Annotated in this window: 22 protein-coding genes; 14 read left to right on the top strand and 8 right to left on the bottom strand. The window is 65.3% G+C overall.

What is annotated here, in order from left to right:
* Positions 1 to 88 precede the first annotated feature (88 nt).
* From ACZYSP_RS07075 to bfr, 7 genes are all read right to left on the bottom strand, one after another.
* A complete protein-coding gene (locus ACZYSP_RS07075) occupies positions 89 to 2,485 on the bottom strand; it encodes a catecholate siderophore receptor Fiu (protein ID WP_307615041.1) in 2,397 nt (798 codons plus the stop codon).
* A 231-nt stretch (positions 2,486 to 2,716) separates the two neighbouring features.
* Complete coding sequence (locus tag ACZYSP_RS07070; protein ID WP_489013334.1) at positions 2,717 to 4,078, bottom strand: sulfite reductase subunit alpha; 1,362 nt, start codon at positions 4,076 to 4,078, stop codon at positions 2,717 to 2,719.
* Entirely contained in the window at positions 4,075 to 5,079 is a 1,005-nt protein-coding gene (locus ACZYSP_RS07065; protein ID WP_489013333.1) for an FAD:protein FMN transferase, read from the bottom strand. Before ACZYSP_RS07065 ends, ACZYSP_RS07070 begins: the two co-directional genes overlap by 4 nt.
* Before the next feature lie 14 nt (positions 5,080 to 5,093).
* Positions 5,094 to 5,903 carry a DUF4198 domain-containing protein gene (locus tag ACZYSP_RS07060; RefSeq protein ID WP_489013332.1) on the bottom strand — a complete coding sequence of 270 codons (810 nt, stop codon included), beginning with the start codon at positions 5,901 to 5,903 and terminating at the stop codon, positions 5,094 to 5,096.
* Positions 5,904 to 5,955: 52 nt separating this feature from the next.
* Complete coding sequence (locus tag ACZYSP_RS07055) at positions 5,956 to 6,456, bottom strand: DUF2271 domain-containing protein (RefSeq protein WP_489013687.1); 501 nt, start codon at positions 6,454 to 6,456, stop codon at positions 5,956 to 5,958.
* A gap of 72 nt (positions 6,457 to 6,528) precedes the next feature.
* Positions 6,529 to 7,173 (bottom strand): PepSY-associated TM helix domain-containing protein, encoded by a 645-nt coding sequence (locus ACZYSP_RS07050; protein WP_489013331.1) that lies wholly within the window; start codon positions 7,171 to 7,173, stop codon positions 6,529 to 6,531.
* 121 nt (positions 7,174 to 7,294) lie between these two features.
* Complete coding sequence (gene bfr, locus ACZYSP_RS07045) at positions 7,295 to 7,771, bottom strand: bacterioferritin (RefSeq protein ID WP_007830763.1); 477 nt, start codon at positions 7,769 to 7,771, stop codon at positions 7,295 to 7,297.
* A 256-nt stretch (positions 7,772 to 8,027) separates the two neighbouring features.
* On the opposite strand from bfr, the gene ahpC reads away from it, so the two are divergent.
* From ahpC to ACZYSP_RS07010, 7 genes are all read left to right on the top strand, one after another.
* Positions 8,028 to 8,600, top strand: coding sequence for an alkyl hydroperoxide reductase subunit C (gene ahpC, locus ACZYSP_RS07040; protein WP_093051124.1), 573 nt, complete (start codon positions 8,028 to 8,030; stop codon positions 8,598 to 8,600).
* Between the two features lie 89 nt (positions 8,601 to 8,689).
* The gene (gene ahpF, locus ACZYSP_RS07035; protein ID WP_093051121.1) at positions 8,690 to 10,246 is read left to right on the top strand and encodes an alkyl hydroperoxide reductase subunit F; all 1,557 of its coding nucleotides are present in this window, start codon (positions 8,690 to 8,692) and stop codon (positions 10,244 to 10,246) included.
* A gap of 148 nt (positions 10,247 to 10,394) precedes the next feature.
* Positions 10,395 to 12,608: a TonB-dependent hemoglobin/transferrin/lactoferrin family receptor gene (locus ACZYSP_RS07030; RefSeq protein WP_489013330.1), complete on the top strand. Its 2,214-nt coding sequence runs from the start codon at positions 10,395 to 10,397 to the stop codon at positions 12,606 to 12,608.
* A gap of 37 nt (positions 12,609 to 12,645) precedes the next feature.
* Positions 12,646 to 13,749 carry a hemin-degrading factor gene (locus tag ACZYSP_RS07025; RefSeq protein WP_489013329.1) on the top strand — a complete coding sequence of 368 codons (1,104 nt, stop codon included), beginning with the start codon at positions 12,646 to 12,648 and terminating at the stop codon, positions 13,747 to 13,749.
* Positions 13,746 to 14,648, top strand: coding sequence for a heme/hemin ABC transporter substrate-binding protein (locus ACZYSP_RS07020; RefSeq protein ID WP_489013328.1), 903 nt, complete (start codon positions 13,746 to 13,748; stop codon positions 14,646 to 14,648). The genes ACZYSP_RS07025 and ACZYSP_RS07020 overlap by 4 nt, the downstream gene beginning before the upstream one ends.
* Complete coding sequence (locus tag ACZYSP_RS07015) at positions 14,645 to 15,679, top strand: FecCD family ABC transporter permease (protein ID WP_489013326.1); 1,035 nt, start codon at positions 14,645 to 14,647, stop codon at positions 15,677 to 15,679. The genes ACZYSP_RS07020 and ACZYSP_RS07015 overlap by 4 nt, the downstream gene beginning before the upstream one ends.
* 5 nt (positions 15,680 to 15,684) lie before the next feature.
* Complete coding sequence (locus ACZYSP_RS07010) at positions 15,685 to 16,482, top strand: heme ABC transporter ATP-binding protein (protein ID WP_489013324.1); 798 nt, start codon at positions 15,685 to 15,687, stop codon at positions 16,480 to 16,482.
* 46 nt (positions 16,483 to 16,528) lie between these two features.
* On the opposite strand, the gene ppsR is transcribed toward ACZYSP_RS07010, so the two are convergent.
* Positions 16,529 to 17,356 (bottom strand): posphoenolpyruvate synthetase regulatory kinase/phosphorylase PpsR, encoded by an 828-nt coding sequence (gene ppsR / locus ACZYSP_RS07005; RefSeq protein ID WP_093051109.1) that lies wholly within the window; start codon positions 17,354 to 17,356, stop codon positions 16,529 to 16,531.
* Between the two features lie 177 nt (positions 17,357 to 17,533).
* Here ppsR and ppsA point away from each other — a divergent pair, with 177 nt between their 5' ends.
* The 7 genes from ppsA to dnaB all read left to right on the top strand — a co-directional run bounded on the left by ppsA (position 17,534) and on the right by dnaB (position 23,702).
* Positions 17,534 to 19,927, top strand: a complete 2,394-nt coding sequence (gene ppsA / locus ACZYSP_RS07000; RefSeq protein WP_093177075.1) for a phosphoenolpyruvate synthase — start codon at positions 17,534 to 17,536, stop codon at positions 19,925 to 19,927.
* A 123-nt stretch (positions 19,928 to 20,050) separates the two neighbouring features.
* Positions 20,051 to 20,548 (top strand): hypothetical protein, encoded by a 498-nt coding sequence (locus ACZYSP_RS06995; RefSeq protein WP_307615046.1) that lies wholly within the window; start codon positions 20,051 to 20,053, stop codon positions 20,546 to 20,548.
* Positions 20,549 to 20,664: 116 nt separating this feature from the next.
* Positions 20,665 to 21,039: a 30S ribosomal protein S6 gene (gene rpsF, locus ACZYSP_RS06990; protein ID WP_093051100.1), complete on the top strand. Its 375-nt coding sequence runs from the start codon at positions 20,665 to 20,667 to the stop codon at positions 21,037 to 21,039.
* A 4-nt stretch (positions 21,040 to 21,043) separates the two neighbouring features.
* A complete protein-coding gene (gene priB / locus ACZYSP_RS06985; RefSeq protein WP_093051097.1) occupies positions 21,044 to 21,358 on the top strand; it encodes a primosomal replication protein N in 315 nt (104 codons plus the stop codon).
* A gap of 21 nt (positions 21,359 to 21,379) precedes the next feature.
* Positions 21,380 to 21,661 (top strand): 30S ribosomal protein S18, encoded by a 282-nt coding sequence (gene rpsR / locus ACZYSP_RS06980; RefSeq protein ID WP_007830781.1) that lies wholly within the window; start codon positions 21,380 to 21,382, stop codon positions 21,659 to 21,661.
* 12 nt (positions 21,662 to 21,673) lie between these two features.
* Positions 21,674 to 22,126 carry a 50S ribosomal protein L9 gene (gene rplI / locus ACZYSP_RS06975; protein ID WP_093051094.1) on the top strand — a complete coding sequence of 151 codons (453 nt, stop codon included), beginning with the start codon at positions 21,674 to 21,676 and terminating at the stop codon, positions 22,124 to 22,126.
* Positions 22,127 to 22,295: 169 nt separating this feature from the next.
* Entirely contained in the window at positions 22,296 to 23,702 is a 1,407-nt protein-coding gene (gene dnaB, locus ACZYSP_RS06970) for a replicative DNA helicase (protein WP_093051090.1), read from the top strand.
* The last annotated feature ends 1 nt before the right edge of the window (position 23,703 follow it).

Here is a 23,703-nt window from a genome sequence, read left to right as displayed (position 1 = left end):
CAGGAACTCCGCAATGAGAAAAGCCCCGGCGCGGGCCGGGGCTCGAGTTTCGCACCGCACCGGGCAAGCCCGGCGCGCGCAAGGACCGTCAGAACGCGAAGTTCGCGGTGATCTTGGCCGAGCGCGGCGTGCCCGGCGTGTAGCGGTAGCCGCTCTTGTTGATGGCCGCCACGTAGTCCTTGTCGAACAGGTTGTACAGGTTCAGCTGGATGTCGATGTTCTTGTTGATGCGATAGGAGGCCATCGCATCGAACACCCAGTACGAATCGACGTACGCCGGCGTTCCCACCGCACCGTCGGTGCCGCGCTGCAGCTTGCCGTTGTAGCGGGCGCCGCCGCCGACAGTCAGGCCGAACGGGAACTGGTAGGTGGTCCAGAGCGTGAAGGCCTTCTTCGGCGTGTAAGCGAGGGCGGTCGAGCCATCGGCCAGCACCGAGGGGCCGCTCGCCACACGGGTGTTCATGGTGGTGAAGCCCGAGCTCACGCCCCAGTTATCGGTCAGCGCGCCTGATACGCCCAGCTCGACGCCCTGCACGCGCTTCTTGCCGGTCTGGAAGTACTGCTGCGAGACCGCGTCCTGCACGACTTCGTTGCTCACGTCGGTGCGGTACAGCGCCGCCGTCAGGGCCACGCGCTTGTTCATCACGTCCCACTTGGTGCCGACCTCGTAGGTCTTGGCCTTCTGCGGCAGGAAGTCGGTGCGCCCGGCGCTGTTGCCGGTGCCGCTGGCGGCCAGCTGGAAGTTGGCGCCGCCCGGCGGCTGTGCGGCGGTGCCGTAGGCCGCGTAGACGCTGCTGTTCTCGGTGGGCTTGTAGACCAGGCCGATCTTGCCGGAGAGCAGGTTGTCCGACAGCTTCAGGTTGGTCGGCGTGATCGTCGAGGTCTGCGGACCGTTGCCGGTGCGTGCCAGCGTCAGCGCGGTGGCGTTGTACGTGGTCGAGTAGTGGTCATAGCGCAGGCCGGCGGTCAACTGCCATTGCTCGTTGAACTTGAGCGTGTCGAAGGCGTAGAGGCCGATGGTGTCGGTGCTGCCGTCCGAGCCGGTGCCGTTGGCAATGCGGTTGTAGCCGCTCACGTACGGGTTCGGGTTGTACAGGTTGGCGGCTGGCCACGAACCGGCTGCTGCCAGCGTGGTGCCTACGCTGGGGTAGCCCGCAGCGTAGTAGTTGTTGGCGGTCTGCTTCTCGCGGATGAATTCGAGGCCGCCGTTGAACGAGTGGCTGATGCTGCCGGTGTTGAACTTGGCCGACACGCTCGTCTGGTTGGTGAAGATCGTGTTTTCCTGGTCCTTGTTGGTGGGCAGGTTGCGCGTGACGGTCCAGCTGGCGGGAATCGTGGGGATCACCGTGTTGAGGAAGCCCGCGTTCGCGGCCGGCAGTTGGCCGACACCGGTTGCCGACGCCGTGAGGCCGCCGCCCATGAACGACGTCAGCATGTAGTCCTGCGAGGTCTTGCCGTAGCGCGTGGTGTTGCGGATGGTGATGTCGGGCGTCAGGTCGTGCTCGATGCGCGCGGTGAACATGTCCGCGGTCACGTTGTCGAAGTCCGAGCTGGTGCCGTAGAAGTTGCTCGAATCCACGCGCGCGGCGGCGTTCAGGTAGGTGCGGCGCGCCAGGCCGCGCGTGATCGCGGTGGCGTCAGGCGTGCTGTAGCCCGGCAGGCCGATGGTGGGCACACCGCCATCGGGAATGTTGTTCTGCTTGACGTGCAGGTAGTCGAGGAAGATGCGCGTCGGGCTGTTCAGGCCGAGGGCCAGCGACGGGGCGATCGCCGTGCGCTTGTTCTTGACGAAATCGCGGCCGGCCACGCCGCCGTCTTCGGTTACTGCATTGAGGCGGAACGCCGCGCCGATGCCGTTGGCGCTGCTGAGCGACTTGTTCCAGTCGACGCTGCCGCGCTTGAAGTCGGCGCTGCCGAAGCTCATCGAGCCCAGGAAGCTGTCTTCGAGCTTCGGCTTCTTGGTGACGAGGTTGATGTAGCCGGTGGGCGAGGTGCGGCCCACGTCGGTGCCCGACGGGCCCTTCACGACCTCGATCTGTTCGATGTTGAACACGTCGCGCGACACCGAGCCCAGGTCGCGGATGCCGTCGACGAAGATCGCGCTCGAGCTGTCGAAGCCGCGCATGAAGACGGCGTCGCCCGTGTTGGTGTTGCCGTTTTCCCCGAGGAAGAAGGTGCCCACGCCGGGCGTATTGCGCAGCGCCTCGGTCAGGGTGGTCGCGCCCTGGTCGCGAATGATCTGTTCCTTGATGACCTGGATGGTCTGGGGCGTGTTCACCAGAGGAGCCGTGAACTTGGGGTTCGACGAGTTGTCGGTCTTGTAGTCGGCGGCGGTGGAGTCCTGCACGCGGACTTCAGGCAGCGCGCCACCCGATTGGGCGAGAGCGGCTGGGGCCGCAATGGCCATCAGCGTGGCGGCGGCAGCGCCTGAGAGGTGTGGAACGGCGCGCGAAACGGTGTGTTTGCGGCTCTTGATGTAGGCCATGAAGTTCTTCTCCGAAAAGGGCGGCAGCAGGACTCGATTGGCGATGTCCTGGCGGCCTGCGTTTTCTGGAGAAGCGAGGGCGGACTGGCTGGGTGAGTCGACTTACAAAGCGTTTGTAAATCGCTGCGAATGATATTGCTTCTCAATACGAAGAAACGCAGATGGAGCACTTTCTAATCCGAAAGTTTTGCTTTCTGTTGCTATCGCGCAACTGAAGCAGGCGTGCGGGCCTCAATAGACGTCGCGGCGATAGCGCCCGCTGGCTGTCAGCTCATTCACCAGCGCCTCACCCGCAACCTGCCGCAACGCGGCGTCCACGCCCGACGCCATGCCTTGCAAGCTTCCGCAGACATAGACGGCCGCGCCGTCGTGCAGCCACCGCAGCAAGGCGTCGGCCGACTGCAGCAGCCGGTGCTGGACATAGAAGCGCTCCGCCTGATCGCGCGAGAACACCATGTCGAGCCGCTGCAGCACGCCGTTGGCCTGCCAGGTTTCGATTTCTTCGCGATAAAGAAAGTCGTGGGCCGCCTGGCGTTCGCCGAACACCAGCCAGTTGTCGTGCCTGCCCGCGGCGGCACGGGCCCGCAGGTGCGCGCGCAGACCAGCCAGGCCGGTGCCGTTGCCGATGAGGATCAGCGGCCGCGTTTCGTTGCCATCCAGGCGGAACCCTCGATGAGGCCGCAGCCGCAAGGCCACCGTGTCGCCGATGCTGAGGGTGGACGTGAGCAGCCCTGATGCAGCACCAAGCGTCCCGTCGGGATGCTGCTCCTGCCGGACGAGCAAGTGCAGTTCGCCGTCGGCGTGCACGGATGAGATCGAATAGTCGCGCGGGCGCGCCGGATCGCTCGCCACCGCCACCTGCGCCAGGTCGCCCGAAACCCAATGCGGCATCGCACCGGCCTGCGGCACAAGTCCGAGGTGGAAGACAGGTGCGCCCGCACTGCCTTGATTGAGCCGCTCGCGTGCAATGAGCCGCCACTGCGTGAAGCTGGTAGTCGCGCTGTCGTCGGCCGCTGGCATATCGCCCCATTGCGCCTGCCATGCGGCCAGTGCCGCAGGGTCGCTGTTGTCGACCTCGATGCGATCGAACTCGCGCTTGGCGCCCGTCGCAAGTAGCCACTCGTCGAGCGCGCGGCCGAAGCCGCAGAAGTTGGCGTACTGGCGGTCGCCCAGCGCCAGAACGGCATAGCGCAGCGAAGGCAGCTTGGGTGGCGAATCCATCATCACGCGTTCGGCGAACAGGCTGGCGCCATCAGGTGCGTCGCCTTCGCCGTAGGTGCTTGCGATGAAGAGTGCACGCCGCGCGGCGGCAAGCGTCGGGGCATCGAGCGTGTTCAGCTCCATCACGCGAGCCGGCATGCCTGCGGCGCTCAGCTGCCGCGCGGTCTGCCAGGCGATGGCTTCGGCCTGGCCGGTCTGGCTGGCGAACAGCACGAGAACGGGGGGCTCGTCGCCGCTCCCCGAGAGCGCCACGGCGTCGCGTGCGGCAGCGGCTTGACGCCTGCGCTCGCGCATGTAGATCGACGCACAAAGCGCCGCATACGCCACCACGGTGGAACCCGCGCCCAGCGCGCGCAAGGTGAGGTCGTTCATGCCCCGGCCGGTGCGGGCCACGCGCGAGTGGCCTTTGCCGCAGGCGATGCGTCGCCATGGCTCACGAACAGTGCGGCAACGTCGTGCTGCTGCGCAAAGTCGAATCCTTCGTCCGGGCCCAGCACCGTCAGCACGGTGGCCAGCGCGTCGGCCTGCATGCATTCCGCGTGCAGCACGGTGACGCTGGCCAGCGCATGTGCGACAGGCTCGCCCGTGCGCGGATCGATGGTGTGCGACCAGTGGCGCCCTTCGTGCGAGCGCCGATGCCAGCGGTCGCCCGAAGTGGCGATGGTCATGTCGGCGAGCGCAACGCGCCGCGCCTTGGTCGGGTCGCCGTCGACGAGCACTTGCCAGGGCTGCCCACCGGGACGTTGCCCGGTGCCTCGCAACTCTCCGCCGACTTCAAAGAGAAGGTCGACAAGGCCAAGTGCGCGCAGCGCCTCGACGCCGTGGTCGACCGCGAAGCCCTTGGCAATGCCCGAAAGGTCGAGCGCGACGCCGCCCGGTTGCAGCAGCGAGCCATCGACCGAATCGAAGGCCAGCCGCGACCAGCCGACGCGCGCACGCGCATCGGCCAGGGCCTTTGCAGCAGGTAGGCCGCCTTCACGCGCTTCGGGGCCGAAGCCCCAGCAAGCGACGAGCGGACCGACTGTCGGATCGATCGCACCACCGCTGGCTGCTGCCCATCGCGCAGCACAGCGCATCACCTCGGCGAACTCCGCGGGCAGCACGTGCAGCGACCCGGCCGGCGCCCGGTTGAACCGGCTGATGTCCGAGTCCGGCTCCCAGTGGCTCATCTGCGCGATCACACGGCCAAGCGCCGATTCGACGGCCGCGCGCACCTGCGCCAGCGGCAGCATCCGCGGATTGTCGAAGCGCAGCGACCAGGTCGTGCCCATGGTCTGCCCGCCAAGCTGCTGCAGGGTCGCGGGATCGGCGGGACGCGGTACGGCCGCGTTGGCGTAGCCGCCAGCGCGCCATGTGCTGAACGAAATGCCCAAGGTGGCTTGCTGCGTCAGGGCATCACTTCAAGGGTGGCCGCGTAGTTCAGGCGGCGTTCCTTGGCTTGCGGCACCGTGGTCTTGTTGTCCTTGGTGCTGGCGTCGAGCCAGTACATGCCGGCGGCCGGCCAGGTCACGCTGAATTGGCCCTTGTCGTCGGTCTTGAGCTTGATTTCTTCGAGCTTGTCGCGGTACTGGGTGTTGCCTGCCGTCACTGTCACTTCGAGTCCCTTGGCGGGCTGGCCGTCGAGGTTCAGCGTGAAGGTGGCCTTCTCGCCCTTGACCAGGTCGGTCGGGCTGCCGGTGGCGATCAGCTCCAGCCCCTGGCCGGTCGGCTTGAGCACCGAAGGCTTGCCGACCGTCACGAAGGTCTCGATGCGGCCGGACGATTGGGTGACCGTCACGTCCTGCGCATCGGCCGGGATTTCCTTGCCGATGGTCTCGGCCGTGCCGCGCGCACGCTTGGTCTGGCCCGTGGCCTTGTCCTTCCAGCTCGCGAAGGCGCCGGCATTGAGCACGGCGATGCGGTAGGTGCCCGATTGCGCCACGTTCACGTCGAACACGTTGCGCAGCTTGAGCTTGGCTTCGGTCTCGGGCTTGATGGTGCTGCCGTCGGGCGCGGTGATCTGCAGGCCGTCGAGTCGCAGCGGTGCGTGGTTGGCAACGAACAAGTCGTTCGACACCGCGGCATCGACGGTGACGGTGTCGGCTTTGGAGAACACGGTGGAAGAGGGCAGCAGCCAGGCGTTGTGCGCCTGGGCGAGCGAGGCGGCGGCTGACAGGGCAATGGCGATGGAGGCAGCGCGCAGGTTGAAATGGGTCATGACAGTTCCTTGATGTGACGGGCTGGCGGTGAAAGGGGCTGTGCGGCGCAAGTCAGGGCTTGAGTTCGAGCTTGATCTCGCCGAGCTCTTCCTTGCCCGTTGCGGTCGGCTGTGCCGTTGCCGTCGGCGGCCACTGGAAGGGAATGCTCACGACCTCGCGGCCACCGACTTCGCGCGCGGCTTCCACCACGAGCTTGTAGGCGCCCGGTGCGAGCTTGGGCATGGGCGCCGTGCCTTCAGTGAAGCTCAGCTGGTGCTTGCCGGCGGGCTTGGTGGCGCCCGTCACGCCATCGACCGGCACCGCGAGTTCGCGGCCGCCGCGGCGCCACCACTGGCGCATGTCCTTCAACCATTTCGTGCCTTCGCCTTCGGGGTTGTTGGTCTTGGTGCGCACGTCGTACCAGACGGCCAGCGTGCCGGCGACGGTGTTGTCGGCGCGCTCGATCCAGGTTGCCACGTAGGGGCGGTGGTACTCGGAGACGTTCAGCCGGGGTATCTCGATGTTGACGGCCAGTCCCGACGCGAAGGCCGGGGCTGCGAACAGCGCCGACATGGCCAGCGGCGCGAGTGAATAGCGAACGTGCACGGGAAACCTCTTTTCCTGGATCGACGATTGATGAATGAATCAGTGAATGAACATCAGCGCGAGCAGCACCGGCACGACGAGCCCCATGCCCACCATCGGCCAGGTGAACGGCCTGTTGCCTGCATGCATCTTGAGAATGAACAGGCCGGTGATCGAGAAGACCAGGGCGGCGCCCGCGAAGATGTCTATGAACCAGCTCCACGCGGCGCCGGTGTTGCGGCCCTTGTGGAGGTCGTTGAAGTAGGAGAGCCAGCCGCGGTCGGTGCGCTCGTATTCGATTTCGCCGTCGGCCAGGCTCAGGCGCAGCCAGGCATCGCCGCCGGGGCGGGAGAGCGACAGATAGATTTCGTCGTCCGACCACTCGGCCTCGCGGCCGGCGGTGCCGACGTCCCAGTGCTTCTGCACCCAGGCCTGGAGTTCAGGGGGCAGGGGCGCCTTTCCCTTGCTGGCCTTGGCTGCGGGCAACTGCTTTTCGAGTTGCGCGCGAAGGGCTTCGTCGATCGAACCGCTCAATTTCGTGACGGCCGGCTTGGCCTCGATCTGCCCCGCGTGGTTGAGCGTGAAGCCCGTGACGCTGAACAGGATCATGCCGATGAGGCAGATGGCCGAACTCACCCAATGCCATTCGTGCAGGGTCTTGAGCCAGTAGGCACGGCGGCGGTTGTCGGGGCGGGTGGCAGTCATCGAAGGCGCGGATTTTATCCGTGCAAATGAGAATGACTGTTATTCGTGCAGAGTTAAGTTACGTAAAGCAATAAAAAACGGGACCGAAGTCCCGTTGATTGGCTGGTGCGAGAGCTTCGCGTTACTCGAGTTCGCCCATCTGCGATTGCAGGTAGTTCTGCACCCCGACCTTGTCGATCAGGTCTATCTGGGTTTCGAGAAAGTCGATGTGCTCTTCGGTGTCGTCCAGGATCTCTTGCAGCAGATCGCGCGAGACATAGTCGCGCACCGATTCGCAATGCGCGATGCCGTCCTTGATGGTGGCCTGCGCGCCGGTTTCTGCACCGAGGTCGCAGCGCAGCAGTTCGGGCACGTCTTCGCCGATGTTCAGCTTGCCCAGGTCCTGCAGGTTCGGCAGGCCGTCGAGCATGAAGATGCGGTCCATCAGCTTGTCGGCGTGCTTCATTTCGCCGATCGATTCCTCGTATTCCTTCTTCGCCAGCTTGTCCAGACCCCAGTGCTTGAGCATGCGGTAGTGGAGGAAGTACTGGTTGATCGCGGTGAGCTCGTTCTTGAGCTGCGCCTGCAGATGTTCGATGACCTTGGGGTCGCCCTTCATGGTTTTTTCCTTGTTCTGAAAGCGGTGATTGTCAGAGGGGCGCGGTGGCACTTGCAAGCAATCCCATGCTGCGCCGGTCTGCATGCGTGTGATGGTGATACACGTTCGTATTGCGGCCTCGAAAAGGAGGTTCCAGGCTCATCGTGAACATAGCGACTTGCAATACTTTTGATAGATATCAACTATCAAAATATCTTGATTGGTAGTTATACTGATGCTTCGCCCTTTTCATCAGTCACCACCACTAGGAACCAGCATGTCCCTGATCAATACCGAAATCATTCCCTTCAAGGCCACCGCGTATCACAACGGCAAGTTCGTGCCCGTCAGCAACGACAACTTCAAGGGCAAATGGTCGGTCGTGGTGTTCTACCCGGCGGACTTTACGTTCGTGTGTCCCACGGAACTCGGCGACCTGGCCGACCACTACGCTGAATTCCAGAAGCTCGGCGTCGAGGTGTATGGCGTGTCGACCGACACCCACTTCACCCACAAGGCCTGGCACGACACCTCGGACACCATCGGCAAGGTCCAGTACCCGCTGATCGGCGACCCGAGCCAGCAACTGGCCCGCGCCTTCCAGGTGCTGATCGAAGAAGGCGAAGACGCAGGCCTGGCCTACCGCGGCACCTTCGTGATCGACCCCGAAGGCAAGATCAAGACCATCGAAGTGCATGACAACGGCATCGGCCGTGACGCTGCCGAACTGCTGCGCCGCGTGAAGGCTGCCCAGTACGTCGCCGCACACCCCGGTGAAGTCTGCCCCGCCAAGTGGACCGAAGGCGCCGAAACGCTGAAGCCCTCGTTCGACCTCGTCGGCAAGATCTAAGCGCCTGCGTGCGAAGCCCGGGCGCTCACGAGGCCCCGGGCTTTTTTGCCCCCAATTGATAGTTTTCAGTTATCGAAGGAGAGTCCCTCATGCTCGACGCAAGCACCAAAGCCCAATTGAAGAGTTACCTCGAACGCGCCACGCAGCCGATCGAGATCGTCGCCTCGCTCGACGACAGCAAGGCCTCGGGCGAAATGCTGTCGCTGCTGAAGGACGTTGCCGAGTCGTCCCCGCTGGTCAAGCTGACCGAAAGCCGCGACGACAACCATCGCAAGCCTTCGTTCTCGGTCAACCGCCCGAGCGAAAACCACGGCCCGCGCTTTGCCGGCCTGCCGATGGGCCATGAATTCACGTCGCTGATCCTTGCGTTGCTGCAGATCGGCGGCTATCCCCCCAAGGTCGAGCAGGCAGTGCTCGACCAGATCAAGGCGCTCGACGGCGACTTCGAGTTCGAGATCTACGTCTCGCTCACCTGCCACAACTGCCCCGACGTGGTCCAGGCGCTGAACCTGATGGCGGTGCAGAACCCGCGCATCCGCACCACGATGATCGAAGGCGGCACCTTCCAGGAAGAAGTGAAGGAACGCCAGATCATGGCTGTGCCCACCGTGTTCCTCAACGGCACCGAGTTCGGCCAGGGCCGCATGAGCCTGGAAGAGATCCTCGCCAAGATCGACACCAGCGGCGTCGAGCGCGAAGCGAAGAAGATCGCCGCCAAAGACCCGTTCGACGTGCTGATCGTCGGCGGCGGCCCTGCCGGCGCGGCAGCAGCGGTGTACGCAGCGCGCAAGGGCATCCGCACCGGCGTTGCCTCGGAGCGTTTCGGCGGCCAGGTGCTCGACACCATGGGCATCGAGAACTTCATCTCGATCAAGGAAACCGAAGGACCGAAGTTCGCGCACGCGCTCGAAGAGCATGTGCGCGACTACGAGGTCGACATCATGAATCTGCAGCGCGCAAAAGCGCTGGTGCCCGGCAGCGACCTCATCGAGGTGAAGCTGGAAAGCGGCGCGTCGCTCAAGAGCAAGTCGGTCATCATTTCGACCGGCGCACGCTGGCGCAACATCAACGTGCCCGGCGAGCACGAGTTCAAGAACAAGGGCGTGGCCTACTGCCCGCACTGCGACGGCCCGCTGTTCAAGGGCAAGCGCGTCGCAGTGATCGGTGGCGGCAACTCGGGCGTCGAAGCGGCGATCGACCTGGCCGGCATCGTGGGCCACGTCACGCTGATCGAGTTCGACACGCAATTGCGCGCCGACGCCGTGCTGCAGCGCAAGCTCAGGAGCCTGAAGAACGTCGACGTGTTCACCAACGCACAGACCACCGAGATCACCGGCGACCAGAAGGTCAACGGCCTGGTCTACAAGGACCGCGCCACGGGCGAGCTGAAGAAGGTCGAGCTCGAAGGCGTGTTCATCCAGATCGGCCTCGTGCCCAACACCGACTGGCTCAAGGGCACGGTCGAGCTGTCGAAACACGGCGAAATCATCGTCGACGCGCGCGGCCAGACCTCTGTGCCCGGTGTGTTCGCGGCGGGCGATGCCACCACGGTGCCGTTCAAGCAGATCATCATCGCGGCCGGCGACGGCGCGAAGGCGGCGCTCGGTGCGTTCGACCATCTGATCCGCACATCGGCCCCTGCATGAGTAAGTCCTAAGTTGTTTCAATGAGAATTGTTCTCATACAATAAAAGGCTTGGGCGACAGCCCTTCATTGCCAGCCAGGTCGTTCGCGCAGTCTTCTGCGCCTGAAGGTCCAGCAAGCAGTTCTTTAACTGTTTCTGGACCTTTTTTCGTGGCCTCCAAACTCAACCGACGTCCCTCCCATCGCCTTGCCCTCCTGCCTTGCCTGATCGCCTCCGGGCTCGGTCTTTCGGCACCCTCGTGGGCCCAGCGCGTCGCGGCGCTCAATGAAGTGGTGGTGAGCGGTTCGCGCTCGGAGCAGGCGAGGGACGATCTTCCGGTGAGCACCGAGGTCATCAACCGCGACGACATCGAATCGAAGCAGATCACCGACATCCGCGACGCGGTGCGCGACCTGCCCAACGTGTCCGTCAAGCGCGCCCCCGCGCGCTTCGGCCTCGCGCAGGGCAACACCGGCCGCGACAGCAATGCGGGCTTCAACATCCGTGGCCTCGACGGCAACCGCGTGCTGCTGCTGACGGACGGCATCCGCACGCCGCGCAGCTATGTCTTCAGTGCCAACGCGTTCGGGCGCGACTACTTCGACATCAGCCTTGTCGAGCGCATCGAGATCATCAAGGGCCCGGCCTCTGCGCTCTATGGCTCCGACGGCCTCGCGGGCCTGGTGAACTTCATCACGCGCGATCCGTCGTCCTACCTGCGCGACGGCAAGAGCTTCGGCGGCAGCGCCAGCATCGGCTACAGCGGCGACGACAACGGCACGCATGGTGGCGTCACGCTGGCGGGCAAGGCCAACGACACGCTGCAGTGGCTCATCTCGGCCAACATGGGCCGCTCCAGCGCGCTGGAGAACATGGGCACCAACAACGCCGCCAACGTCGACCGCACCACGCCCAACCCCGAGCGCGACCGCAACAAGGCGCTGCTCGCCAAGGTCATCCTCACGCCCAATGCCGACCAGCGCCACGGCTTCACCTTCGAGCACATCGAGAAGACCAGCCGCTACGACCTGCTCTCGGGCGTCGCCAAGCCGCCCTATGCGTCCACCTCGGTCATCGGCCTCAACGCGAAGAACGACCTGCAGCGCGACCGCTTCACCTACGACGGCCGCCTGCGCCTGAACTCCGTCATGGCCGACAGCCTGCTCGCCGTGGTGAGCTACCAGAAGGCGAAGTCGCGCGAGTTCATCTACGAAGACCGCTTCACCGCAGCCGACCGCACGCGCGACGTCACCTACGACGAAAGCACCTGGCAGTTCGGCCTGCAGGCCGACAAGACCGTGCGCACGGGCGATTGGGCACAGAAGATCACCTACGGCTTCGACTACACGCGCACCAACGTCGAGAACCTGCAGACCGGCCTGGTACCCCCGGCCGGCGAGACCTTCCCGCTCAAGCGCTTTCCCGACACGCGCGAGACCTCGTCCGCGTTCTACGTGCAGGACGAATTCATCCACGACCGCTGGAGCATCACGCCGGGCATCCGCTTCGACCGCTTCTCGCTCGACGCGAAGCAGGCCGGTTTCGGCGCGCAGGTCGTGTCGCTTTCGGGCTCGGCCGTATCGCCCAAGCTCGGCGTGCTGTTCCGCGCAACGCCGCAATGGAGCGTGTACGGCAACTACGCCTCTGGCTTCAAGGCGCCCAACGCGTTCCAGGTCAACAACTTCTTCGAGAACGTGATCTCGGGCTACAGGACGATTCCCAACCCGAACCTCAAGCCCGAGAAGAGCCAGAACATCGAGCTCGGCGTGCGCGGGCGCACCGGCGTGCTGAGCTTCGACGTGGCCGCGTTCACCGGTGACTACAAGGACCTGATCGAGAACGACCGCCAGGTCGGCGGCGTGTTCGGCTCGCGCGCCAATCCGGCGACCTTCCAGTCGGTCAACATCGGGCGCGCGCGCATCAGCGGCTTCGAGATCAAGGGCGAACTCGACTTCACCGACAACGGCAACGGCTTCTCCGTGCCCTTCGCCTATGGCCAGACGCGCGGGCGCGACCGCACCAACAACCGGCCACTCAACTCGATCGACCCGAGCAAGGCCAGCGTCGGCGTCAAGTACCAGGCGCCGGTGTGGAGCGTGCGCCTCGACGCCGTGAACCACGCACGCAAGAAGTGGTCGGACATCGACGGCACCGAGGTCACGACCGGCACCCAGTTCCGGACGCCCGCTGCCACCACCTTCGACCTGAGCGCACAGTGGCGCATCCGCAAGGACTTGCGCCTGAACGCGGCAATCGTCAATCTCACCAACAAGCGCTACTGGATGTGGAGCGACGTGCGCGGCCTGACCTCGACCTCGACGATCCGCGACGCCTACACCCAGCCGGGCCGCAGCTTCAACGTGTCGCTCGTGGCGGACTTCTGATCGCCGCACCCCGCTCTCGCCACAACAAGGAAACCCGATGATCAACGCCCAAGACATCCGAGACCGATTCGCCGCATTGCGCGCCAAGGGCATGCGCCACAAGGACGCCGCTGCGGCCATGGGCCTGTCCGAAGGCGCGGCGGTGGCCGCGCACATGGACACGCACGACAAGGCCCTGCGCGCCACGCGACTGCACGGCCCGTGGGTCGAGCTGCTGCAGGCGCTGGAGCTGTGCGGCCCCGTGCTGGCGCTCACGCGCAACGAGACCACGGTGCACGAGAAGACCGGTGTCTATGAAAAGGTGTCGGGCAGCGACGCGATGGGGCTCGCGCTGGGCGAGGCCATCGACCTGCGGCTGTTCTTCAGCCGCTGGCATGCGGGCTTCGCGGTGAGCGAGGCAGCGGCCAACCCGGGCGTGCTGCCGTCTCTGAGCCTGCAGTTCTTCAATGCGCAGGGCGTGGCCGTGCACAAGATCTTCGTGCGCGACGCCACCGACCGCGATGCCTTCCAGTCGGTCATCGACAGCTTCACCGCGCCGGACGAACCCGTGGTGTTTGCCGCGCCCGAAGACAAGGCAGTGCCGCGCGAAGACAGCGTCATCGACACGGCAGGCCTCGCCGAAGCCTGGCGCGGCATGCAGGACACGCACGAGTTCTTCGGCCTGCTGAACAAGTTCGGCGTGGAGCGCCAACAGAGCTTTCGCCTGACCGAAGGCGAGTTCACTCAGCGCGCCGAACTGAGTGCCATCAGCGGCCTGCTGAACGAAGCCGCGTTCGACGGCACGCCGATCATGGTTTTCGTCGGCAGTCCAGGTTGCATCCAGATCCACTCCGGCCCGGTGGTGCGCATCGAACCGATGGAAATGAAGGGCCACGGCGAGAACGCGACGCCGATGCGTTGGCTCAACGTGCTCGACCCCGGCTTCAACCTGCACATGCGTGAAGACCGCATTGCCAGCGTCTGGATCGTCGAGAAGCCGACCAGCGACGGTGTCGTGACATCGGTCGAAGCCTTCGACCAGCAGGGCGAGCTGATGGCGATGTTCTTCGGCGCGCGCAAGCCCGGCATGCCGGAGCGCGAGGAATGGCGTCGCATCGTGCGCGAGCTGCCGCGTCTTCAACCTGCGACCGAGGCCCCATGACCTCCTTTCACGAAATGAACGATCGTTTTCCGCTGCAGCGCCGCGACGTGCTGCGCCTGCTCGGCGCCTCGTCGCTGGGCGCCACCGCGCTGCCCCTGTTCGCGCAGGACGCGAAGCTGCCCAAGCTCGTGACCGTCAGCGGCGCGATCACTGAAGTCGTCTACCTGCTAGGGGCGGAAGCGCAGCTTGCCGGCACCGACACCACCAGTCTGTATCCCGCTGCCGCGCGTGCCACGCCGAAGGTCGGCTACATGCGCCAGCTGTCGGCCGAGGGCCTGCTGTCGCTGAAGCCCGACGCGATCATCGCCACCAACGAATCGGGTCCGGCCGTGGTGCTCGACCAGGTTCGCAGCGCGGGCGTCAAGGTCGAGATCATCGAGGCCGACCACAGCTGGGGCGAAGTGCAGCGCAAGGTACAGGCCGTCGGCCGCGCCGCTGCGCGCGAGGCGCAGGCGCGCGAGCTGCAGGCGAAGCTCGATGCCGATTGGAGCCAAGTGCAACAGCGCGTGGCCGCAGCGTCGAAGGGGCGCAAGCCGCGCGTGCTGTTCGTGCTGTCGCACAGCGCCAGCCCGCAGGTTTCGGGCGAGAAGACCGCTGCGCACTCGGTGATCGGCTTTGCGGGCGGCGTCAACACACTCGGCGGTTTCCAGGGCTACAGGCCGATGACCGCCGAAGCCATGGCCAGCGCCGCGCCCGACATCATCCTCACCAGCACGCAGAGCATCGAAGCCCACGGTGGCGTCGACAAGTTCTGGCAGCGGCCCGAGCTTGCGCTCACGCCGGCGTTCAAGAAGCGCAGCCTGATCACGCAGGACGCCTTGCTGCTGCTGGGCTTCGGCCCGCGCATGCCTGCGGCCATCGCCGAACTGCACGAAAAGTTCCTGGCTGCCACCGCATGAGCCAGCGCTTCTCGGCACAGGCCGTGCTGGGCGGCAGTGCGTTGCTGCTCGTCGCCGCCTTCGTGGTGGGGGCTGTTTCGGGGGCGTATGCCATCAGCCTGCCGCAACTCTGGGGCGTGCTGACCTCGCTGGGGCAGGGCGCCGACAAATCGCCCGAGCACCTGGTGTTTCTCAACATCCGCCTGCCGCGCCTCGTGCTGGGCGTGGCGGCGGGTGCGGGACTCGGCATGGCGGGCACGCTGATGCAGGGGCTGTTCCGCAACCCGCTGGCCGACCCGGGGCTTGTTGGCATCAGCAGTGGCGCGGCGCTGGCGGCGGGCGTGACGATCATCCTCGGCGCATGGCTGTGGCCCGTGCTGCCGCGCACGCTGGGCAGTTGGACGCTGGTGCTCATGGCATTCGGCGGCGGGCTGTCGGTGACCTTGCTGATCTACGGCCTGTCGCGCAGCGAAGGTGGCACGCGCATGGCGCTGATGCTGCTGGCGGGCATCGCGGTCAATGCGCTGGCGAGCGCGGGGCTTGGTTTTCTCAGCGTGATGGCGACCGACGAGCAATTGCGCAGCCTGCAGTTCTGGCTGCTGGGCAGCCTGGGCGGTGCGCGCTGGAGCGCCGTGCTGCTGGTCGGCGCGGCGGTGCTGCTGTCGTGCGTGGCGGCGCGGTCTCTGGCGGCGCCGCTGAACGCCATTGCGCTGGGCGAGGCGCAGGCGGCGCTGCTCGGCGTGGACGTCGAACGCATCAAGCGGCGCGCCATCGTCGTCACGGCCGTCGCTGTAGGGGCGGTGACGGCGACGACCGGGATCATCGGCTTCATCGGCCTGATCGCGCCGCACTGGGTGCGCATGGTGGCCGGGCCCGATCACCGCGTGGTGTTGCCGGCGTCAGCTCTGCTTGGGGCGGCGCTGGCGCTGGCGGCCGACACTGTGGCCCGCACGGTGATGGCGCCGGCCGAACTGCCGCTGGGCGTGCTCACGGCGTTCATCGGCGCGCCGATGTTCCTGTGGATGCTGCGGCACTTCAAGGGGCGCATATGACTGCGATGCCGCGCGATCCGATGGCGCTGTGCTGCGCCGGTGTGGAGGTCCGCGTCGGGGCAAAGACGCTGCTCGCCGATGCTTCGGTTCACCTGGCGCCGGGCCGGGTAACGGCCATCCTCGGGCCCAACGGCGCGGGCAAGTCGACGCTGTTGTCGGTGCTGGCCGGCCAGCGCGCGCCGACGCGGGGGAGGGTGATGCTCGACGGCCGTCCGCTCGAAGACCACGGCATGCCGGCACTGGCGCTGCGCCGGGCCCTGATGCCGCAGGAGAGCGCGGTCGCCTTCGACTTCACAGCGCAGGAGATCGTGGCGCTGGGCCGCTACCCGCACCGCCGATCGCCGGGCCGCGACAAGGACGCGATCGTCGAAGAGGCGATGAGGCTGACCGACGTGTCGGCGCTGGCGCCGCGCGTCCTCAACACCCTGTCGGGTGGCGAGAAGGCGCGGGCCCACATGGCTCGGGCGCTGGCCCAACTCTGGCATCCGCGGCCCGACGGCGCGACCCGCTGGTTGCTGCTCGACGAGCCCACTGCGGCGCTCGACCTCGCGCACCAGCATTCGGCGATGCGCCTGCTGCGCGCCTGGGCCGCGCGCGGCGTGGGCGTGGTGGCCGTGCTGCACGACCTGAACCTCGCGCGGCGCTACGCCGACGAGGTGGTGGTTCTGGGCGGCGCTTCGGGCGGGCTGATGCAGGGGGCGACGGCTGAGGTGCTCCAGGCGGGGCTGATCGAGGCGGTCTGGGGCACGCCGTGCCAGCCGGTGACGAGCGTGGACGGCACGGTCCAGTATCTTTTCGGGTAGCTATTGTTCTTGTCGCTGATTGCTATCCAAAAGATAGCAATCAACCTCAGTAGACCAGCCGCTCGGGCCGCAGCTCCTGCAGGATCGTGGTCGCGATTTCCTCGATCGACTTGGTGGTCGTCGACAGCCAGCGGATGCCGGCGCGCCGCATCATCGCCTCGGCCTCGCTCACCTCGTGGCGGCAGTTCTCGAGGCTGGCGTAGCGCGAATTCGGCCGGCGCTCGTTGCGGATCTCGCTGAGCCGCTCGGGCTGGATGGTCAGGCCGAAGATCTTCTTGCGATGCGGAATCAGGGCCGGTGGCAGTTGCCGCCGGTCGAAATCTTCCGGAATCAGCGGGTAGTTGGCCGCCTTCAGGCCGTGCTGCATTGCCAGGTAGAGCGAGGTCGGCGTCTTGCCGCTGCGGCTCACGCCCACCAGGATCACGTCGGCGCCTTCCAGGTCACGGTTGCTCTGGCCGTCGTCGTGCTGCAGGCTGAAGTCGATCGCGGCGATGCGGTCGTTGTATTCCTTGCTCTTGCTGACGTCGCTGAAGCGGCCGATCCGGTGGTTCGACTTCACGGCCAGCTCGATTTCGAGCGGCCGCACGAAGGTGCCGAACATGTCCAGCAGCATGCCCTTGCAGCCGGTTTCGATCACTTCCAGCACGTCCATGTTGGCCAGCGTGGTGAAGACGATGGGGCGCACGCCCTCGAGTTCGGCCGTGTGGTTGATCTGTCGCACCGCCTGGTGGGCCTTGTCGACCGTGTCGGTAAAAGGTAGTCGGACATGGCGCGGTTTCATCTCGAACTGGGCCAGAACGGCGTTACCGAAGGTTTCGGCGGTGATGCCGGTGCCGTCGGAAATGAAGAAAACAGTGCGTGAATGCGTGGTCATGCGGCCTTGTCCTGCGGCGCGGGCAACCTTGCCACGCCTACAATCCGGGCCATTATCGGGAATCCGCTTCCCAGCCCCAATTCTTTCCATGCACACCGCGCCCGCACCCAAAGCAACGACAACGATCGTGCCGCGCCGTCTGCATGCGGCACCGGTTTCAACTTCTGGAGCTTCCCCATGTCTGCACTTTTCGACGCGACCGCCCTGGTCGTACCGTTTGAAAACCTGAGAATGACCGACGTCGAGGCGGTTGGCGGCAAGAACGCCAGCCTCGGCGAAATGATCTCGCAGCTGCCGCAGGGCGTGCGGGTGCCCACCGGTTTCGCGACCACGGCGCACGCATTCCGCCAGTTCCTGGCCCACGACGGCCTGGCCGACAAGATCAGCAAGCGGCTCGCCGCGCTGGACACCGAGGATGTGCGCGCGCTGGCCACCGCCGGCGCCGAGATCCGCGCCATGGTCGAAGCCCAGCCGTTCCCGGCCGACCTGCAGAAAGCCATTGGCGAAGCCTTTGCCACGCTGAGCGCCGGCAACCCGGCCGCCTCGTTCGCCGTGCGCTCGTCGGCCACCGCCGAAGACCTGCCCGACGCCTCCTTCGCGGGCCAGCAGGAAACCTTCCTGAACGTGGTCGGCATCGATGACGTGCTGCACAAGATGAAGGAGGTGTTCGCCTCCCTCTACAACGACCGCGCCATCAGCTACCGCGTGCACAAGGGCTTCGAGCACGACGTGGTCGCGCTGTCGGCCGGCGTGCAGCGCATGGTGCGCTCCGACCTCGGCGCCGCCGGCGTGATGTTCACCATCGACACCGAGTCTGGCTTCGAAGACGTGGTGTTCATCACTTCCAGCTACGGCTTGGGCGAAACGGTGGTGCAGGGCGCCGTGAACCCTGACGAGTTCTACGTGCACAAGCCGACGCTGCGCGCCGGCAAGAAGGCCGTCATCCGCCGCAACCTCGGCTCCAAGCTGATCCAGATGGAGTTCGCGACGCCCGAAGAGAAAAAGGCGAGCGGCAAGCTGGTGAAGACCACCGACGTCAAGGCCGAGCAGCGCAACCGCTACTCGCTGAGCGACGCCGATGTCGAACAGCTCGCCAGGTACGCGCTGGTCATCGAAGAGCACTATGGCCGCCCGATGGACATCGAGTGGGGCAAGGACGGCACCGACGGTCATCTCTACATCCTGCAGGCGCGCCCGGAAACGGTGAAGAGCCAGCAGCAGGGCAAGGCCGAGCAGCGCTACAAGCTGCTGGGCAAAGGTGCCGTGCTGGCCGAGGGCCGTGCCATCGGCCAGAAAATCGGCACCGGCCCCGTGCGGCTGGTGCACAACATCAGCGAGATGGACAAGGTCCAGGCCGGCGACGTGCTCGTCACCGACATGACCGACCCCAACTGGGAACCGGTGATGAAGCGCGCCGCCGCCATCGTCACCAACCGCGGCGGGCGCACCTGCCACGCGGCCATCATCGCGCGCGAACTGGGCATTCCGGCCGTGGTCGGCTGCGGCGACGCCACCGACCTGCTGAAGGACGGCACGCTGGTCACGGTGAGCTGCGCCGAGGGCGACACCGGCTTCATCTACGACGGCCTGCTCGAAACCGAAGTGACCGAAGTGCAGCGCGGTGTGATGCCCGAGATCGACATCCAGCTGATGATGAACGTGGGCAACCCCCAGCTCGCCTTCGACTTCGCGCAGCTGCCGAACCACGGCGTGGGCCTCGCACGGCTCGAGTTCATCATCAACAACAACATCGGCGTGCACCCGAAGGCGATCCTCGACTACCCGAACGTCGACAACGACCTGAAGAAGGCGGTCGAGTCGGTGGCACGCGGCCACGCCTCGCCGCGCGCCTTCTACGTCGACAAGGTTGCCGAAGGCATCGCGACCATCGCGGCGGCCTTCTGGCCCAAGAAGGTCATCGTGCGCCTCTCGGACTTCAAGTCGAACGAGTACCGCAAGCTGATCGGCGGCAGCCGCTACGAGCCGGAAGAAGAAAACCCGATGCTGGGCTTCCGTGGCGCCGCACGCTACCTGAGCGCCGATTTCGGCGAGGCCTTCGCCATGGAGTGCGAAGCGCTGAAGCGCGTGCGCAACGACATGGGCCTGACCAACGTGCAGATCATGGTGCCCTTCGTGCGCACCCTGGGCCAGGCCGAGCGCGTGACCACGTTGCTGGGCGAGCATGGCCTGAAGCGCGGTGAGAACGACCTCAAGCTGATCATGATGTGCGAGGTGCCGAGCAACGCCATCCTGCCCGAGGAGTTCCTGAAGTTCTTCGACGGCTTCTCGATCGGCTCGAACGACCTGACCCAGCTCACGCTGGGCCTGGACCGCGACTCGGGCCTCGAGCTGCTGGCAGCCGACTTCGACGAGCGCGACCCGGCCATCAAGGCGCTGCTGAGCCGTGTCATCAAGGCGTGCAAGGCCGAGGGCAAGTATGTTGGCATCTGCGGCCAGGGCCCCAGCGACCACCCGGACTTCGCGCTGTGGCTGGCGGAGGAGGGGATCGAATCGATTTCCCTGAACCCCGACAGCGTGATCGACACCTGGCAGCAACTCGCCAAGCGCTGAAGCCCGGACTGCGGAAATCCCCATGGGGGGATTCCCGCGACGGCGGGGTGTTATTGAAACGAATTGCGTAATTGATGCCAGACTTGTGAGATTCACGGGCGCATCCCGGAAGGGAAGACCACCATGATTCTTGTCAAGACGCAAACGGGCCATCAGGTTCTCAAGGACCGCTCGGTCCCTCTGTCGCCGCGCCAGCGCTCGGCCTTCATCCTGTTCGACGGCAAGCGCTCGGTCGATGAGGTGCTGGCCAACGGCATGGGCATTGCCCGCGAAGACATCGACCAGATGGTGGCGTTGGGCCTGCTCGAGCCGGCGGAGGGCAGTGCAGCATCGCCGGCCGCCGGAGGCGCATCCGCTGAGGCAGTGGCGAAACCGGTCGCGCCGGCCGCACCCGCTGCTCCCGCTGTGGGCTCCTCCGGGCGCAGCAAGCAGCAGCGCTACAAGGATGCCTATCCCATCGCCACGCAACTCACCGGCGGCCTGGGCCTGATGGGCTTCCGGCTCAACCTGCAGGTCGAGGGCACGACGAGCTACGAAGACCTCCTGGCGCTGGCACCCAAGATCCGGGCCGCGGTGGGCCCGGAAAAGGCAGCCGCCCTGGACAAGGCCCTCAACGACTGAGGTGGCTTGCCGAAGTGCGCGCTACAGGGCTATAATCGCCGGCTTTGCCTTGCCACACTGCGCCCGACGCTGCAGGTGGCTTTTCCTCTTCTTCGGAAGAATCCACAAGGAGTGCCATGCGTCACTACGAAATCATTTTGCTGATCCACCCGGATCAGAGCGAACAAGTTCCGGCCATGCTGGAGCGCTACAAGGGCCTGATCACGGCCGGCGGCGGCAAGATCCACCGCGTTGAAGACTGGGGCCGTCGTCAGCTGGCTTACCAGATCAACAAGCTCAACAAGGCCCACTACCTGTGCGTCAACATCGAAGCTGAGCAAACCGTGATGGGCGAGCTCGAACACGCGTTCAAGTTCAATGACGCCGTGCTGCGCCACCTGACCGTTCAGAAGAAGAAGGCCGAAACCGGTCCTTCGTCGATGATGAAGACGGTCGAGCGCGAAGAGGCTCGCAAGGCCCAGCAGGCCGAATACGCCGCCAACAACAACTGATGGCGTGACTGCTGCCGCTGCGGCAACCGGGGTCAACCAGCTTCTGCTGACCGCCTCCGTTGCCGAACTCGGAGCATTGCGATTCACACCAGCCGGCTTGCCCGCCATAGACCTGAAGCTCGAACACGAGTCGACGCTCCAGGAGGCAGGTAAACCCAGGCAGGTGAAGACGGCCCTCAAGGCCGTTGCCTTCGGCGCCATCGCCGAACGGCTCGCAAAGCAGTCGATGGGAAGTCTCTGGCGTTTTCAGGGCTTTCTCGCGACACCGGGCAACGGCAAGCATCCGGTCCTGCACATCCAGGATTTTCAGCAAGATTAATTTTCGACAAGAGGTCCCCAAATGGCCACGTTCAAGAAATTCAACAAAGACAAGCGCCCGAAGCGCAACACCCAGTCGCTGCTGTTCAAGCGCAAGCGCTTCTGCCGCTTCACCGTCGCTGGCGTCGAGGAAATCGACTACAAGGACATCGACACGCTGCGTGACTTCATCAGCGAAAACGGCAAGATCATCCCCGCCCGCCTGACCGGCACGCGCGCGATCTACCAACGCCAGCTGAACACCGCCATCAAGCGCGCGCGCTTCCTGGCCATGGTGCCGTACAGCGACCAGCACCGCGTCTAAGGAGTCGACACCATGCAAATCATTCTTCTGGACAAGGTTGTCAACGTCGGCGGCCTGGGCGACATCGTCAAGGTCAAGGACGGCTACGCACGCAACTTCCTGATCCCGACGGGCCGCGCCCGCCGCGCCACCGCCGCCAACAAGGCCGAATTCGAAGCCAAGCGCGCCGAACTCGAAAAGGCTGCGGCCGCCAAGCTGGCCGAATCGCAAGCTCAAGGCGAAAAGCTCGGTGGCACGACCATCAAGCTGACGCAAAAGGCTGGCGTCGACGGCCGTCTGTTCGGCTCGGTCACCAACGGCGACATCGCCGAAGAACTGGGCAAGCAAGGCTACAAGGTTGCCAAGTCGCAAGTGCGCCTGCCCAACGGCCCGATCAAGGTCGTCGGCGACAGCACCGTGAGCGTGGCCCTGCACACCGACGTGGTGGTCGACATCACCGTGACGGTCTACGGCGAAACCGCCTGATCGTCCACAGCGCCTGTGCGCTGCAGCAAAAGCCGCCTTCGGGCGGCTTTTCTTTTTCTGCGCCTGAGTTTTCCAGTCGATTGCACTGGAAGATCACTGTTTATTCACAACCTTGTCCACACACGCATCGGCGCGCGCGGCTTAGCATGCAGGGTTGCAAGGGAAGTCCATGTCCGCCGTTTTCTCCTATGCCGACAATGACCCGTCGGCCGATCGCCAGGTTGCCCAACTGCGCATTCCGCCTCATTCCATCGAGGCCGAATCCAGCGTGCTCGGCGGCCTGCTGCTCGACAACGGCGCCTGGGACCGCATGGGTGACCTGCTGGTCGACGGCGACTTCTACCGCCACGAACACAAGCTGATCTACGCCGCCATCGGCGGGCTGATCAACGCCAGCAAGCCGGCCGACGTGATCACCGTCTACGAGCAGCTGCAGAACCTCGGCAAGGCCGACGACATCGGCGGGCTGGTGTACCTGAATTCGCTCGCGCAGTACGTGCCCAGCGCGAGCAACATCCGCCGCTACGCCGAGATCGTGCGCGAGCGCTCGATCCTGCGCAAACTGGTTTCCGCCAGCGACGAGATCGCGACCAACGCCTTCAATCCGCAGGGCAAGGCGGTCGACAAGATCCTCGACGAAGCCGAACAGAAGATCTTCAACATCGGCGAAGAAGGCACGCGGATGAAGCAGGGCTTCCAGAGCATGGATGCCCTGGTGGTCGAACTGCTCGACCGCGTGACGGAAATGGCCGAGAACCCGAACGACATCACGGGCGTGCGCACCGGCTTCAACGACTTCGACAAGATGACCTCGGGCCTGCAGCCGGGCGACATGATCGTGCTGGCTGCTCGTCCCTCGATGGGGAAGACGTCGCTCGCGATCAACATCGCCGAGCACGTGGCGCTTGAAGAAGGTCTGCCGGTGGCGGTGTTCTCGATGGAAATGGGCGCCGCGCAGTTGGCGGTGCGTATCGTGGGCTCCATCGGCCGCATCGACCAGGGTCACCTGCGTACCGGCAAGCTCAGCGACGAAGAGTGGCCGCGCCTGACCGAGGCCATCGAGAAGCTGCGCACCGTGTCGCTGCACATCGACGAAACGCCGGGCCTCTCGACCAGCGAATTGCGCGCCAACGCGCGCCGCCTCGCGCGCCAGTACGGGCGCCTGGGCCTGATCGTGGTCGACTACCTGCAGCTGATGTCGACCAGCACTTCGGGCGACGAGAACCGCGCCACCGCCGTGGGCGAAATCTCGCGCGGCCTGAAGATGCTGGCCAAGGAGCTGAAGTGCCCGGTGATCGCGCTGTCCCAGCTCAGCCGCGGCGTTGAAAGCCGCACCGACAAGCGCCCCATGATGAGCGACTTGCGCGAATCCGGCGCCATCGAGCAGGACGCGGACATCATCATGTTCATCTACCGCGACGACTACTACAACAAGGAGTCGAAGGAGCCGGGCGTGGCCGAGGTGATCATCAGCAAGCACCGGAACGGCCCGACCGGCACCATCAAGCTGGCCTTCCTGAAGCCGATCACCAAGTTCGAGAACCTGGTGGGCTATAGCCACAACGACGAGTACTGAG

The sequence above is a fragment of the Variovorax sp. F042 genome, assembly GCF_057814215.1.
Note: the sequence above shows the minus strand (reverse complement) of the source record. Positions and strands in the feature narration are given on the sequence as shown.